Here is a 15,781-nt window from a genome sequence, read left to right on the forward strand (position 1 = left end):
ATTTATTCAATCTAAATCTTGTCGAACATGCGGATCGGCCAGTAATTTTTCAATTTTGCTGGCCTCATCAAAACTTTCATCGGATAAAAATTTCAACTTTGCCGCATATTTTAACTTCATACGGCTTGCCACTTCTTTTTGAAAAAAGGCGGTGTTGGTACGCAGCGCCTTTATCACCTTTTCTTCTTCACTACCCAATAATGGTTTCACAAAGACGGCGGCATGGCGCAAATCGGGTGACATTCTAACTTCGGTCACACTTACATGATGGCTGGACAATATATCATCATGCACGACCTTTCGCGCCAATAATTCCGACAAAATATGGCGCACTTGCTCCCCCACGCGGAGCAAGCGAACCGAACGCCCTTCAGGGCCTGTATCATTATATTTCGCCATATTATGCTGCCTGAAAAACCTTAAAAAAGTTCAAATTAAAGAACCCGTTCGCGTTCTTCCACTTCGAAAGTTTCCAGATAATCGCCCGGCTTAATATCCTTATGGTCGGTGAAGGTCACACCACATTCAAGACCGGCACGAACCTCTGCCACATCGTCTTTAAAGCGGCGCAATGAACCGATTTCGCCATTATAAATAATAACGTCATCGCGTGTAATACGCGCTTTTAAAGCTTTCTTAATAAAGCCATCGGTGACAAGAATACCTGCCGCCTTGCCATGTTTGCCGGCAGGGAATACATCCTTAATTTCTGCACGGCCAACCACGGTTTCGATGATTTCTGGGCCAAGTTCACCGGCCATTTCCTTGGCGATATCCTCGGTCAAATGATAAATCACATCAAAATATTTCAACCGCACTTTTTCGCGCTGCGCAATTTCACGTGCCTTGGCATTTGGCCGCACATTAAATCCAATTAATGGCGCATTTGACGCATTGGCCAAAATCATATCGGATTCGGTAATCCCACCTACGCCGCTATGTAATATGCGAACCTTAATCTCATCGGTCGATAATTTATTAAGCGCATTAACAATCGCCTCAGCCGACCCTTGAACATCCGCCTTAATCAACACCGGATATTCCATTGCACGGTCCGAAGAAAGTGATGAGAACATGGTATCAAGCGAAGCAGGCGCCTGAGTTGTGCGCTTTAATTTTGCTTGTTCGGCGCGATATGCGGCCACTTCACGGGCACGCGCATCATTTTCAACCACGGTCAAAACATCACCCGCGCTTGGTACACCAGAAAGGCCAAGCACCTCAACAGGGACGGAAGGCCCTGCTTCTTTAACTTGCTTACCCTTATCGTCAATCAATGCGCGCACTTTACCCGCATATTCACCGACAACAAAAATATCGCCGCGCTTCAATGTGCCGCGTTTCACCAAAACGGTGGCAACAGCGCCGCGTCCTTTATCAAGCTGCGCTTCGACCACAATGGCCTCCGCCATACGATCCGGATTTGCTCCAAGTTCAAGCAACTCAGCCTGAAGAGCAATTTTTTCAAGCAAGTCATCAAGGCCGATTTTCTTTAATGCCGAAACCTCAACATCTTGAACTTCACCGCTCATCGCCTCAACCATGACCTCATGCTCTAGCAATCTTTCACGGATACGTTGGGGATTTGCGCCATCCTTATCAATTTTGTTAATCGCCACAATCATCGGCACATTGGCCGCTTTACAATGGTTAATCGCCTCAATTGATTGGGGCATAAGGCCATCATCGGCCGCCACCACCAAAATCACGATATCGGTTACCATCGCCCCGCGCGCGCGCATTTCGGTAAATGCCTCATGCCCTGGGGTATCAAGGAAGGTAATCATGTCACCTTTTTTAGTTTTGACCTGATATGCGCCAATATGCTGGGTAATACCGCCGGCTTCACCAGATACAACATTTGCACCGCGCAAAGCATCTAATAAAGATGTTTTACCATGGTCAACATGGCCCATCACCGTAACAACAGGGGCGCGTGGTTTTAATGTTGCGGGATCATCCTGATCTTCCTCAACCTTAATCTCCACATCATCGCCCGAAATACGTTTGATAATATGGCCAAATTCTTCGACCAATAATTCTGCTGTATCCTGATCAATGGACTGATTGACGGTGACCATCATGTCCATATTGAACAAAACTTTAACCAGATCAGCGCCCTTTTCGCCCATTCTTTTTGCCAATTCCTGAACTGTAATAACTTCAGGAACATTTACTTCACGTGATTTTTTGGGTTGAGCCACGCGTGGGCCGCTATTTTGAGCGCGTTTATCCTTTTCGCGCGCGCGTTTCAACGCAGCCAAAGACCGCGCTCTGGCGCCGTCATTTTCGCTTAATGCGCGGGTAACGGTTAATTTACCCGACTGCCTGCGGTCATCACGTTCTGCGCGCGAACGCGGCGCTGGCTTTTTTTCTTCCTTTGCGCGCTCACGCTTTGGCGATTCAACGGGGGTGAAACGGCGCGGCGGCGGCGGTGCGTCAACGCTCTTTTCTTCCTTCACCGGCGCTTCGGCTGGCGCTTTTTCTGTTTTTTCAACAGGTTTTTCTTTTTTAACTTCAACGTCCTTTTGCGCAGCTGCCTGTTCGGCCTTTTTGCTTTCCTCGGCGCGGCGCTGGGCTTCTTCCTGCTCTTTCGCTTTTTCCGCGTCTTCACGGCGGCGGGCATCTTCTAATGTCGCCAAACGGGCCTCTTCCGCCTCTCTTAACAAACGCGCTTGCAAATCTTTACGATCTTGAACGCTATCGGCCTTTTTCTTTGGCGCGGGCGCAGGTGCTGGCGGCGCTTTAGGTGCAGCAACAGGCGGCGGCGGCGGCGGCGCAGCCTCCACCAAAGGTTCAGGGGTCGCGCCCGGTTTGCCGACTAATTTGCGACGTTTCACCTCAACCACAACCTTATTGGTGCGGCCATGGCTGAAAGTCTGCTTCACTTCGCCAGATTCAACCGCCCGCTTTAATCCTAAAGGCTTACGGGTCAGTGTTGGCTTTTCATTATTATCATCACTCATGGAACAGACTTATCCTTTGTTTCTCTATCTTTTTCTCTTTGCCACTATTCAACAAATCTGCAAAAATATTTTGCTGTTGAATAGGGCATCCTGAATATTTTAACCAGCGCGCAGAAATTTGCCATATTCTGACCGCTGCTTTTTTATTTATAATCGCCACATGGACTGCATTACCGCGCCCCAATGCCGCCGAAATATTGTCGCGAGATGTGGGAATGATTGCACCTTGCAACCCCTGCCCCTCTTGTCCCGTGCCAACACGCCATGCTTGGTCCAATTTTCTGCGCCCATCCTCGGCCGCGTCTTGCGCATGTAATAACAGAAAAACCTTCCCCGCGCGACCAGATTCGGCAATGCGCTCTGATCCGGTTAAAAGATTGCCCGCACGCGATTCAAGACCCAAACGGTTCAAAAATTGCCCGCGCATTCCATCGTCAATATGGTCGGCAATATTGGCATCAAAGCTGATATCATTGCGTTTAAAGGCGCGGCATAAAGCCGATTTTAATTTGCCGTCATTGGCCGCTATGGCCAATTTCTGCTTATCAACCCCCACCCAACAACCACGGCCAGGGGCCTTTGCATGAATATCAGGAAATATCTGGCCATCATCGTTCATCGCCAATCGGACCAAATCCGATTGAGCGTGCCGATCGCCATCTATTATACACCGCCTTATTGCTGTGTCATGCGTCTCATTGGGGGCTATCCGCGGCAAGGGCGTCCTCCCCATCAACAACATTTTCAGCTTCCGCCTCTTCGGCTTTGGCTACTGGCGCATCATCTTCATCCTCAAACCAATGCGCACGGGCGGCCATGATAATTTCATTACCAATTTCCTCGCCCAATGCGAATGAAGCAAGAATGCCCGGCTTTTCATCGCTGCGACGGCGCTCATTACGGCGGCCATCGGCACGTTTCTGCTCACGCAGACCTTTTTGCACCAATTCATCGGTGGCAAGATCCGCCAAATCATCCAATGTTTTAATGCCCGCATTGCCAAGCACAACCAACATCGCTTCGGTAAGATGTGGCAATTCCGCCAAAGCATCCTCCACGCCAAGCGCCCTGCGCTCTGCACGGGATGCCTCTTCGCGGCGATCTAGCGCCTCGGTCGCGCGATTTTGCAGCTCAGCCACCAAATCTTCGTCAAAACCTTCAATGACACCCAATTCCTCTGGCGCAACATAGGCAACTTCTTCAAGCTCGCTAAACCCTTCAGCGACAAGCAATTGCGCCAATGTTTCATCAACATCCAATTCTTTTTGGAACATATCTGAACGTTCAACAAATTCCTTTTGGCGCTTCTCGTTGGAATCCGCCTCGGTCATAATATCAATCGCACGGCCTGTTAACTGGCTTGCCAATCGGACATTTTGGCCGCGCCGACCAATTGCCAATGACAATTGATCATCAGGAACAACAACCTCAATACGGTTTTCATCCTCATCAATCACCACGCGCGCAACGGTCGCGGGCTGCAACGCGTTTACAACAAATGTCGCAGTATCTTCGGACCATGGAATAATGTCGATTTTTTCGCCCTGCATTTCCTGAACCACGGCTTGAACACGGCTACCCTTCATACCAACACAGGCGCCCACAGGATCAATGCTGCTATCATTGCTGATAACACCAATTTTGGCACGACTTCCTGGATCACGGGCCGCCGCCTTAATCTCAATCACGCCATCATAAATTTCCGGCACTTCTTGTGCAAATAATTTACGCATGAAATCAGGATGCGCACGTGACAGCAAAATTTGTGGACCGCGATTTTCACGCACCACCTTCATAATCAAGGCACGAACACGGTCATTGGGGCGAACAACTTCACGCGGAATTTGCTGATCCCGGCGGATAACACCCTCTGCACGGCCAAGATCAACAACAACATGGCCAAATTCAACCGACTTTACAACGCCGGTAATAACCTCACCCGCGCGATCCTTAAATTCCTCAAATTGGCGCTCACGCTCTGCATCGCGCACCTTTTGAAAAATAACCTGCTTGGCCGATTGGGCGTCGATACGGCCCAAATCAACAGGCGGCAATGGATCAACAATAAAATCACCAACGACCGCGCCGGCCTGTAATTTTTCGGCCTGCGCCACATCGACTTGCTTGAAAAAGTCATCAACCTCTTCAACAACCTCAACCACACGCCATAAACGAAGATCGCCAGTTTGCGGGTCAAGTTTTGCACGAATATCATTTTCCGCGCCATAACGGGCGCGTGCTGCGCGCTGAATCGCTTCTTCCAAAGCCTCCATCACGATTGACTTATCAATCATTTTCTCGCTTGCTACAGCATTTGCAATTGCCAGTAATTCGGCCTTATTTGCAGAAATTGGGCTCGCCATTATCAATCTTCCTGTTCATATTCAGCGCCATCATCAACGGCGGTTTCTGTTTCCACATCGTCAACCCCGCTTGCACTCATAGGGGCAGTCGACGCAATCAATCTATCTGTCAAGAGCAGCTTTGCACTTTTTACCATATTAAATGGAATGTCGCACACTCCAAATTTGCGATCATCAACCGATATAATATCATTATCTACGCCGACAATTGCCCCGCGAAATTGCCGATGCCCGTCAATCGCATCAATGGGGACAAGGCGAACATCATGCCCCGCCCAATCGGAAAAATCGGACAAGCGGGTCAATGGGCGGTCAATTCCAGGGGAACTCACCTCCAAACGATAGGTTTCTTCAATCGGATCAAGCTCATCAAATTTATCAGAAATCAGGCGCGATAATTTGCCGCAATCATCGATATTTAACTGCCGCGTATCGGGCCGTTCGGCCATGATTTGCAAAATGCGGTCTTCCCCGCTGCCAATCCATTTAACACGCACAAGGTCAAAGCCGCAGGCCTGAACCTCGGGTAAAATAATATCTTGCAATTTTTGCAAATCGTCCAAAATTTCTGCTTTCAATCAATATTTATACGGACATATGGAAATGAAACCGGCCCCGTGGCGCCAGCCCTTCATCTCATAACAATGTCGGAATAAATCGGCTATATATTCATATATATTTTTTTGCAAGCATAGATTTTTTTACAAAGTTAAACCATCATTTTAAAATATAGATGCCAAATTCACTGCCAACCCCGCGCCAACACAAATGGCGATAACCAAAATCATGTTCCAATGGCGCTTTAACAATAAATAACAGGATAAAATCGTTAAAATTGCCATATCCCATTTTAATGACGATATAATGGGCCATTCAAATGTAACGACAGACCAATTTATCACCTGCACATCCGCAAATAAGCTATGCACCGCAAACCACAGGCCCAAATTGGCAATAACACCCACAACAGCCGCCGTAATGGCCGATAAAGCGCCAGATAATTTGGCATGTGCGCGTAATTTTTCCACAAAGGGCGCACCGGCAAATATCCACAAGAAACAGGGCAGAAACGTTACCCAGCTGGTCAATAATCCGCCCAAAATACCTGCCAATAATGGGTCAAGCCCACCGGGATTGCGATAGGCCGCAACAAATCCCACAAATTGCAGCACCATAACCAATGGGCCGGGCGTGGTTTCCGCCATACCCAAACCATCGGCCATTTCACCGGGCAATAGCCATGATTTTTGCATCACCGCCACTTGCCCCACATAGGCCAAGGTCGCATATGCCCCGCCAAATGTAACCATTGCCAAAATTGAAAATAATGACCCAATCTCGCTCCATATAGACTGAACACCTGTAAATTTATAAATGACCGCCATGCTGCCCAGCCATAGGGACAATAAAATCAACGCCATGATAATGGGTTTTTTATATTCTATATTGGCCTTTGTTTCGGCATGTTGCTGCGTGCCTAAAAAAATCCACCCCAAAATTCCGGCCGATATAATGACAATCGGAAATGGGATATGCAAAAATGCAAGGGCGATAAAGGCCGCCGCCGCGATAAGATATGACACACGCCCTTTTAACGCCCTGCCCATTACCTTTTGCATTGCATGAATGATAATCGCGATAACCGCCGACTTTAACCCCAAAAATAATCCGGCAAAATAAATATTATTGCCAAAACTGACATAGAATATGGACAATAGCATGACCGAGACAATGCCCGGCAAAATGAACATTAACCCCGCGATCAACCCACCCCTTATCCCATGGGTAATCCATCCGGTATAGGCGGCCAATTGCATCGCCTCTGGCCCGGGAAGCAACATGCAAAAATTAAGCGCATGTAAAAAACGCTTATCGTCAATCCATTTTTTGTCTTCAACCAACACATTATGCATGACGGCAATTTGTCCTGCCGGCCCGCCAAAGCTTAACATCGCAATTTTAAACCATGCGGCAATCGCCTCGCGCCATGATATGATAGGGCTTTGGCCTTGATCCACCTATTGCATCCATGCAGAAGAAGGAACTCCTTGAAAATATAATAAAGCGGTCAGGTCATTATGGCGGACAAATCCATTTGCTGCAGCCTCTGCCCTTGGCTTTGCATGATATGCCACGCCAAGATTGGCAAATTCTATCATGGGTATATCATTTGCCCCATCGCCCACGGCCAAGGTTGATTTTCTATCAATCCCCAATTCGGACATTATTTTATCCATAATATATGCCTTATAACAGGCATCGACAATTTCGCCTTCCAACCCTCCGGTTAAATTTCCATTTTCCATTTCCAATATATTGGCATAAAATTCATCAAAACCGGCCATTTGGGCCACGGGAGCAGCAAAGGCGGTAAAGCCGCCCGACACCAATATACTATGTGCGCCCCATGATTTCATTGTTTTTACCAATATTTCCGCCCCAGGGGTCAGACGGACACGATCTTTCAAGCAAATATCAATCATCGCCGCGTCCAACCCCTCTAACAGGGCAACACGCCCGCGCAATGCCTGTTCAAAATCAAGTTTTCCCTGCATAGCTGCCTCGGTAATTTCAGCAATTTGCGCCTTTATTCCGGCATAATCGGCCAATTCATCAATGCATTCCACAGTGATAATGGTGCTGTCCATATCCGACACGATTAATGATTTACGCCTAAATTCATCATCCTGAACCAAAAAATCAATTTTATCGGCCATCGGGGTTAAAGCAGTCTTGGCATGCGCGGCCTGCTCAATTGTCAAATCGCCCAGCATAATATCGGCGGCCTTGCCTTCTTCTATCCAATTGGATTCTACATTTTTAATGCCAGCAGAACAAAGGCTATCAACCGCCTCCCCCAAAGTAACACTATCCAAATTATTTGAGCCGATTATGGTGGCAATTATCATGTCGAATCCTGAAAATAAAAATAAACAACCTTTACTTCTTATCGCTGGACCAACGGCCAGCGGCAAGACTGCATCTGCCCTTCAATTGGCCAAAACGCATAAAATATCAATCATCAATGCGGATAGCGCGCAAGTTTATGATGGAATGCCGATTTTAAGCGCCCAACCAAGCCGAGAAGAAATGGCAAGCGCACCGCACCATTTATTCGGATATTTGCCGCCTTATGAATATTGCTCCGCCGCGCGCTGGGCCAATGATGCAAAGCGCGAATTGCAAAAAATATGGGATAAGGACCGCCTGCCCATTTTGGTAGGCGGAACGGGGCTTTATATGCGCACATTGCTTGATGGTATTTCCCCTGTCCCTGCCATAGATGCAAATGTGCGTCATATGGTTCGGCAATTGGATGTCACCGCCGCCTATGCCCAGCTATGCCATGAAGACCCGATAAGAGCCAAGCAATTAAACCCCAATGATGATGCACGTATAAAAAGATCGTTGGAGGTTGTCCTTTCGACCCAAAGGTCGCTATTATCATGGCAACAGGAAAAAAGCGGCGGGATTTTGGAAAATGTGGATTTAGAAGCGCATATATTATTGCCCGATAGGAATTGGTTATATGAAAGGTGCGACAGGCGATTTGATCAAATGATAGATTTAGGCGCAATTGATGAAGTAAAGATGCTGATTAGCCATAAGCTACCCCATGATGCACCGGCAGCCCGCGCCATAGGGGTAAAGGAAATTTCGGCCTTTCTTGCCCAAGAAATAAACAAGGAAGAAATGCTGAATTTGGGCAAAATTGCAACAAGGCAATATGCAAAACGGCAATTTACATGGTTTCGCAATCAAAGCCCGCCATCATGGAATAGAGTAGAATTGAACAGCAAACTTTCCTTTAATAATGAAATTATATCTAAATTTGAAATATAATTTCAAAGTTTAGGGTTGACTAATAATTTTATAATAGGTATCCGCCTAACCCGCATGGTCATATTGCGCTGCAGCAATGGCCTTTTATTATAGAAATTTGGCGCTATACCCTTTTGGTATGCCAAATTTAGACATGGGGTTAATATAGTGGTTGAAAAATCTGGAGCAGACATCTTAATCGACGCATTATTGGCGGCGGGCGTGGATACCATTTTTGGTTATCCAGGCGGGGCGGTGCTGCCAATTTATGATGCCATTTTTGAACATCCTGAAATTAAACATATCCTTGTCCGGCATGAAGCAGGCGCGGCCCATGCGGCCGAGGGATATGCACGGTCAACCGGAAAACCTGGCGTTGTTTTGGTGACATCTGGCCCCGGCGCAACCAATGCCGTAACTGGCATTGCCGATGCGTTTTTGGATTCCATTCCCATGGTTGTGATTACAGGACAAGTGGCCACCAATTTAATTGGGACTGATGCATTTCAGGAAGCCGACACCGTTGGCATTACCCGCCATTGTTCAAAGCATAATTATCTGGTCAAAGATCCAAGCGAGCTTGCCGCGACAGTGGCAGAGGCATTTCATCTGGCCACAAAAGGTCGCCCTGGCCCTGTTGTTATCGACATTCCCAAAAATGTTCAGGTGGCAACCGCAGAATATAGCCGTAAAATGGTGACCGAGCGCCACCGCCATGCCGTACCAAAGGAAGCGGACTTTGCCGAAATAACAAAGGCTGTTGAATTATTGGCCAATGCAAAATCACCCATTTTCTATACTGGTGGAGGCGTTATAAATAGTGGGCCAGAGGCCAGCCAAGCATTGCGCGATTTGGCCGCACTTTCTGGCGCACCTGTAACATCCACCCTAATGGGGCTTGGTGCATTTCCGGCAAGCGACCCCAATTGGCTTGGCATGTTGGGCATGCATGGCACATATGAAGCCAATTTGGCGATGAACCAATGCGATGTCATGTTCTGCTTTGGGGCGCGATTTGACGACCGGATAACGGGCCGCTTGGACGCATTTTCACCCAATAGCATTAAAGTGCATATTGACATTGACCGCAGCTCCATCAACAAAACCATCCATGTTGAACATGGAATAGTGGCCGATGTCGGCACGGCGTTAAAGCAAATGTGCGATATATGGAAATCACGCAAGATTAAGCCGCAAGATTTAACCGAATGGCAAGCCCGGATTAAGGGATGGCGCGCTGTGAAAAGCCTGAATTATCCGAAAAATGACACAGCCATCATGCCGCAATATGCCATTGAGCGATTATATGAGGGCACGAAAAAGCATAAACCCATTATCACCACCGAAGTGGGACAGCACCAAATGTGGGCGGCGCAATATTTCCATTTTGATGACCCCAATCAATGGCTCACCAGTGGCGGGCTTGGCACAATGGGATATGGTATGCCCGCGGCCATTGGTGCACAGGTTGCCCATCCCGATGCATTGGTCATCGACATTGCGGGAGAAGCCAGCATCCAAATGAATATTCAAGAAATGGGCACGGCCAGCCAATATCGTCTGCCGATTAAAATATTCATTCTCAACAATGAATGGATGGGCATGGTCCGCCAATGGCAGCAATTAACCTATGAAAGCCGCTATTCAAATAGCTATTCCGACAGCCTGCCTGACTTTGTCGCATTGGCAGAGGCATATGGGTGGAAGGGTATAAGATGTGACGATCCCGCAAAATTGGACGATGCCATTGCCGAAATGGTCGCCTATGACGGTCCGGTCATGTTTGATTGCCGCGTGGTAAAAGACGCCAATTGTTTCCCCATGATACCATCGGGCGCGGCACACACCGAAATGATTTTGATGAATGACACCGTGTCCGGCACAATGGACGATGAAGCAAAAGCGCTGGTTTAAGAAAGATTAAAATAATGCATATTCAACAATATGATGCACAGCGCCACGTCCTGACCCTGGTCGTGGATAATGAAGCAGGAACATTGGCGCGTATTGCGGGCATGTTTACCGCACGCGGATATAATATTGACAGCTTAACCGTCGCAGATATCAGCGAAGATCACGCGACCAGCCGTATTACAATTGTCACCAATGGTCCGCCCAATGTAATTGACCAAATTATTGCGCAATGTGAGCGGCTTGTCCCCGTGCATAAAGTAACCGATTTATCGGAGGCCGGCCCACATGTGGAGCGGGAACTTGCGCTGGTAAAGGTTTCAGGAAAGGGTGACAATCGAATTGAGGCTTTGCGCCTTGCCGATGTGTACCGCGCCCGCGTTATTGATGCGACCACCAGCAGCTTTATTTTTGAGTTGACCGGTGCGCCCGATAAAATAGACAGTTTTATCGCCATGATGCGTGAAGTTGGATTGGTAGAGGTGGCGCGAACCGGCGTTGCGGGATTAATGCGCGGCAAGGAAGCAAGTTAATGGCCATTTCTCCCCTATTTTTAGCATTTGCGCTTTTTGCCTCTGCTGATGTCAGTCATTCTGACCAAGAGATTATCGGCAAAAATGACCCCATTTTGGCGCATTGCATTGAGACATCGCGTGAAACCAGCGCCGATTATAGCCAATGCTATGGCGCGGCAATTAAACGCGCCGATGACAGGTTAAACATTGTTTATAAAAATTTGATGCAAAATGTCGGCGGCAAAGAAAGCGAAGCGGGCAAAGATTTGTTGAAGGAACAACGCCTGTGGATATCATTTAAGCAAGAGGCATGCGGTCTTTATTGGGGCAGTGAATTTGGCTCTATGCACCGCAGCATCATTGGCCCATCCTGCATATTAAACATTGTATCCTCACGGGTTGAACAATTGGAAGATATGAATAGTAATTTTGAAACTGAATATTAAATATATAAAATAAACTACTTAAATAAAAGGAAATATCATGAAAGTATTTTATGACGCCGATTGCGATTTAGGCCTCATCACTGAAAAGAAAGTTGCCATTGTTGGTTATGGCAGCCAAGGCCATGCCCATGCGCAAAATTTGCGTGACAGCGGCGTAAAAGACATTGCCATCGCCCTGCGCGAAGGCTCAGCCACCGCGAAAAAGGCAGAGGGCGCAGGCTTTAAAGTCATGTCAAATGCCGATGCGGCCAAATGGGCCGACCTTGTCATGATACTTGCCCCGGATGAACATCAGGCCGCAATTTATGCCGCCGATTATCATGCAAATATGAAAGAAGGCGCCGCATTGGCCTTTGCACATGGTTTGAACGTGCATTTTGGTTTAATTGAGCCGCGCCCTGACCTTGACGTCATTATGATTGCACCAAAAGGCCCTGGCCACACCGTACGCAGCGAATATCAACGCGGCGGCGGCGTTCCATGCCTTGTCGCGGTGGCGCAGGAAAAAGACGGCGAACAAGGCAATGGCTATGCCAAATCCCTTGCGCTTTCCTATGCCTCTGCCGTTGGTGGTGGCCGTAGCGGCATTATTGAAACAAATTTCCGTGAAGAATGCGAAACCGATTTATTTGGTGAACAAGCGGTATTATGCGGCGGCATTACCCATTTGATTCAAGCTGGCTTTGAAACATTGACTGAGGCCGGATATGCACCGGAAATGGCATATTTTGAATGTCTGCACGAAACAAAATTGATCGTCGATTTGCTATATGAAGGCGGCATTGCAAATATGCGTTATTCAATTTCAAATACCGCAGAATATGGCGATATTAAAACCGGACCGCGCATCATTACCGAAGAAACAAAGGCGGAAATGAAACGTGTTCTTGCCGATATTCAATCGGGCCGTTTTGTGAAGGATTTTGTGCTGGACAACCGTGCTGGACAACCAGAATTAAAGGCATCACGTAAAGCCGCCGCCGCGCACCCAATTGAGGAAACCGGCGCAAAATTGCGTGCCATGATGCCATGGATTGGCGCAAATAAATTGGTGGATAAAGAACGTAACTAATCCCCTACCCGTCCAATAAAGACGATAAATCGACCCTGGCGTGGGATAGGATTTCAACATTTCTATCCTCTCCGCTAGGGTCTTTTTGCATCAAAATTTCATCACGTTCACGCAATAAATTGGCGATGATATTTTGTGAAAGCCGTAACATGGCGGTCAGCCAGATGTTCACCAAAGGATCACCATTTAAACCGCGCAGGTCAAATAATGCCATTTTTGAGATAATATTTTCTGCGGGATAGAGGCTTTCATCTGTCACCCATCTATTCGTGGTGAACCATTTTATGGGAAGTCCATTATAATCCATTGATAAAGCAGCAATATGCACCACTTCGGCGCGCTTTCCCGTTATTTCAGGTGCAGCGATCAAGGGGTTAAAATCACTATCCATTGATTTTTTATCAATGAAGAAATGGAAATGACCATGCTCCTCGCCATCTCTGTCTTCTGGTGGATGGCAATGATAGAAAAACCGGCTGCCGGCGACGCCATTGACCACATCAATTTCGGGATAATGATTCCAAATTAAAACATCGTCCGGCACGATTCGGTGCATCAATGGCATAGCACTTTCATGCATGGCAACGCTGCTATCCATCAAAAATTCTGCTGCCTTTTGCTGCTCCATCATATTCTTAATCCCGCCATTATTACCTCCCCCCATTTTGGGGAGGGAGGCAATTTGATGTTCCAATTGCTTATGCGCGTGGGCTGCATTTCGCAGCGCATGGATTTGCTGCACAGGGATTAGCCGCGCATGGGTTGGCTGCACAGGGATTAGCCGCGCAGGGATTGGCCGCGCATTTATGCTTTTTTGCCATTTTGGCCTTTTTAACTTTTTTTGCCTTTTTGGGGGCACATGGACGCGCCGAACAATATGAAGATGAACGGCTCGGCCCACATGGCGCGGTTGCGCCAGCAACGCCGCCAATACTGGCCATGGCCAAACCACCGGTAATTGATAATAATTTTGCTAATTTCATTGCATTTGACATATATTTACTCCTTCTTACTTCCCGCCCGAAATTGGGCAAAACTTTCCCTTATGCGCCGAAAGCGGCATCATCTGGAATTTCTTTCCATTCAGCATTTGCTTTTTCAATGAAGCCGGAAATATCCTTCAGCCACATATTTTGAACTTGCTTATTGAAATTTAAATATAATTTGCCGTCGACAATTTTATATACGGTCGGATCACCGGGTGCGATTGAACCACGGGCCATTGCCCATGCGCAATGGCCGCCATATTGCGGCAGAAATTGCGCGGGGTCGGCGGAAAAGGCATCGGCATTTTTCTGGCTGGAAAAATGATAGGCGACGCCTTCATGCTTTACCATGATGGTCGCATTGCCCTTTACCGGAACGCCATCGCCCATGAAATAACTAACCACATCATATCCGCCAACGCCGATATTTTCGCCTTCAACGCCGACATAAACGGGCTTGGCCTCTGCATGGGTTAAAAATGCTATGGGCGATGCAGATACAGCCACTGCCGCCAATAATAATGAAAATTGTTTCTTAAACATAAAAAATCCTTTGAAAAGCTTGCCGGATAACATCGCCCTGTTGGTAACAGGTGTAGGGGGAACGCAATGTCACCCAGCATGCAATGTAATTCAGGCAAAGCCCTTCAAAGGTTACTTATTAAAAAATATATTTAGTATTTCTTACCTATATTGCTGTATTATATATTTAATTTTTATCTTATCCGCGATAAATACCATCGAGACGGTTTTTGGCCTCGGCATATTCTTTGGCAAGGCGGGCCACCATTTCGGCCACTGGACCGCGGGATTTAACCGCGCCAATACCCTGCCCGCTGCCCCAGATGTCCTTCCATGCCTTGGCATCGCTATTCCCGCCAGAGCCGAAATTCATCGCGCTGGGGTCGCTTTCGGGCAAATTATTGGGGTCCATGCCCGCATTTTCAATTGAAGGACGCAAATAATTGCCATGAATACCAGTAAACAGGTTGGAATAAACAATGTCATCGGCCGAACAATCAACAATGGATTGTTTATATTCCTCAACCGCACGTGCTTCATCAGTGGAAATAAAGACACTGCCCATATAGGCAAGGTCTGCGCCCATTGCCTGTGCACCCAAAATGGACGCGCCCGTGCCAATTGAACCGGACAGCGCAACTGGACCATCAAACCATTCGCGAATCTCCTGAACCAAGGCAAAGGGAGATGTAACGCCGGCATGGCCGCCCGCGCCCGCCGCCACAGGGATAAGGCCATCTGCGCCTTTCTCAATCGCCTTATGTGAAAAACGATCGTTAATCACATCATGCAAGGCAATACCGCCCCAGCTATGAACCGCGTCATTCACTTCTTTAATCGCGCCCAATGACGTAATGGTAATGGGCACTTTCCATTTGGCACAGGTCGCCAAATCTTCCTGAAGGCGGTTATTGGTTTTATGCACAATTTGATTTACCGCAAATGGCGCTGCCGGATTGTCCGGATTATCACGATTATGTGCGGCCAATTCCTCGGTAATTTGGTGCAGCCATTCGTCAAGCTGTGCCTGTGGCCGGGCATTTAATGCCGGAAATGCACCAATAATTCCTGCCTTACATTGGGCGATTACCAATTCTGGTCCTGAAATAATGAACAAAGGCGACCCAATTACGGGCAAACGCAAATTATCAAATAATGGTGGCAATGACATCAAATAT

Annotated in this window: 16 protein-coding genes; 5 read left to right on the forward strand and 11 right to left on the reverse strand. The window is 47.6% G+C overall.

The genetic code is table 11. The features are described 5' to 3' along the window. Window positions 1-6: 6 nt before the first annotated feature. The 7 genes from rbfA to serB form a co-directional block, all read right to left on the reverse strand. Window positions 7-399: a 30S ribosome-binding factor RbfA gene (gene rbfA / locus LPB140_RS09075; RefSeq protein WP_072559560.1), complete on the reverse strand. Its 393-nt coding sequence runs from the start codon at window positions 397-399 to the stop codon at window positions 7-9. A gap of 35 nt (window positions 400-434) precedes the next feature. Further along, window positions 435-2,966, reverse strand: a complete 2,532-nt coding sequence (gene infB / locus LPB140_RS09080; protein WP_072559561.1) for a translation initiation factor IF-2 — start codon at window positions 2,964-2,966, stop codon at window positions 435-437. Further along, a complete protein-coding gene (locus tag LPB140_RS09085; RefSeq protein WP_072559562.1) occupies window positions 2,959-3,684 on the reverse strand; it encodes a DUF448 domain-containing protein in 726 nt (241 codons plus the stop codon). Before LPB140_RS09085 ends, infB begins: the two co-directional genes overlap by 8 nt. Beyond that, window positions 3,662-5,329 (reverse strand): transcription termination factor NusA, encoded by a 1,668-nt coding sequence (nusA, locus tag LPB140_RS09090; protein WP_072559563.1) that lies wholly within the window; start codon window positions 5,327-5,329, stop codon window positions 3,662-3,664. The genes LPB140_RS09085 and nusA overlap by 23 nt, the downstream gene beginning before the upstream one ends. A 2-nt stretch (window positions 5,330-5,331) precedes the next feature. Further along, window positions 5,332-5,892: a ribosome maturation protein RimP gene (rimP, locus tag LPB140_RS09095; RefSeq protein WP_072560735.1), complete on the reverse strand. Its 561-nt coding sequence runs from the start codon at window positions 5,890-5,892 to the stop codon at window positions 5,332-5,334. A 159-nt stretch (window positions 5,893-6,051) separates the two neighbouring features. Beyond that, complete coding sequence (gene chrA, locus LPB140_RS09100) at window positions 6,052-7,347, reverse strand: chromate efflux transporter (RefSeq protein WP_072559564.1); 1,296 nt, start codon at window positions 7,345-7,347, stop codon at window positions 6,052-6,054. Continuing rightward, window positions 7,348-8,238, reverse strand: a complete 891-nt coding sequence (serB, locus tag LPB140_RS09105; RefSeq protein WP_072559565.1) for a phosphoserine phosphatase SerB — start codon at window positions 8,236-8,238, stop codon at window positions 7,348-7,350. On the opposite strand from serB, the gene miaA reads away from it, so the two are divergent. The 5 genes from miaA (at window position 8,237) to ilvC (ending at window position 13,095) form a co-directional block, all read left to right on the forward strand. Further along, window positions 8,237-9,172, forward strand: a complete 936-nt coding sequence (gene miaA, locus LPB140_RS09110; RefSeq protein WP_072559566.1) for a tRNA (adenosine(37)-N6)-dimethylallyltransferase MiaA — start codon at window positions 8,237-8,239, stop codon at window positions 9,170-9,172. The two genes, serB and miaA, sit on opposite strands and share 2 nt — an antisense overlap. 147 nt (window positions 9,173-9,319) lie before the next feature. Beyond that, window positions 9,320-11,065, forward strand: a complete 1,746-nt coding sequence (locus LPB140_RS09115) for an acetolactate synthase 3 large subunit (RefSeq protein ID WP_072559567.1) — start codon at window positions 9,320-9,322, stop codon at window positions 11,063-11,065. A 14-nt stretch (window positions 11,066-11,079) separates the two neighbouring features. Next, window positions 11,080-11,595 carry an acetolactate synthase small subunit gene (gene ilvN / locus LPB140_RS09120; protein WP_072559568.1) on the forward strand — a complete coding sequence of 172 codons (516 nt, stop codon included), beginning with the start codon at window positions 11,080-11,082 and terminating at the stop codon, window positions 11,593-11,595. Continuing rightward, a complete protein-coding gene (locus LPB140_RS09125) occupies window positions 11,595-12,023 on the forward strand; it encodes a lysozyme inhibitor LprI family protein (RefSeq protein WP_072559569.1) in 429 nt (142 codons plus the stop codon). The genes ilvN and LPB140_RS09125 overlap by 1 nt, the downstream gene beginning before the upstream one ends. 37 nt (window positions 12,024-12,060) lie before the next feature. Further along, entirely contained in the window at window positions 12,061-13,095 is a 1,035-nt protein-coding gene (ilvC, locus tag LPB140_RS09130) for a ketol-acid reductoisomerase (RefSeq protein WP_072559570.1), read from the forward strand. 4 nt (window positions 13,096-13,099) lie between these two features. Here the strand turns inward: ilvC and LPB140_RS09135 are convergent, their stop codons facing one another. The 4 genes from LPB140_RS09135 to LPB140_RS09150 all read right to left on the reverse strand — a co-directional run bounded on the left by LPB140_RS09135 (window position 13,100) and on the right by LPB140_RS09150 (window position 15,774). Further along, the gene (locus LPB140_RS09135) at window positions 13,100-13,837 is read right to left on the reverse strand and encodes a DUF6969 family protein (protein ID WP_156874183.1); all 738 of its coding nucleotides are present in this window, start codon (window positions 13,835-13,837) and stop codon (window positions 13,100-13,102) included. Further along, the gene (locus LPB140_RS12525) at window positions 13,794-14,090 is read right to left on the reverse strand and encodes a hypothetical protein (RefSeq protein WP_083550241.1); all 297 of its coding nucleotides are present in this window, start codon (window positions 14,088-14,090) and stop codon (window positions 13,794-13,796) included. The genes LPB140_RS09135 and LPB140_RS12525 overlap by 44 nt, the downstream gene beginning before the upstream one ends. A gap of 48 nt (window positions 14,091-14,138) precedes the next feature. Continuing rightward, window positions 14,139-14,624: a YHS domain-containing (seleno)protein gene (locus tag LPB140_RS09145; RefSeq protein WP_083550585.1), complete on the reverse strand. Its 486-nt coding sequence runs from the start codon at window positions 14,622-14,624 to the stop codon at window positions 14,139-14,141. A gap of 178 nt (window positions 14,625-14,802) precedes the next feature. Next, entirely contained in the window at window positions 14,803-15,774 is a 972-nt protein-coding gene (locus LPB140_RS09150) for an NAD(P)H-dependent flavin oxidoreductase (protein ID WP_072559571.1), read from the reverse strand. Window positions 15,775-15,781 lie beyond the last annotated feature (7 nt).

The organism is Sphingorhabdus lutea, from assembly GCF_001889025.1.
Lineage (GTDB): Bacteria > Pseudomonadota > Alphaproteobacteria > Sphingomonadales > Sphingomonadaceae > Sphingorhabdus_B > Sphingorhabdus_B lutea.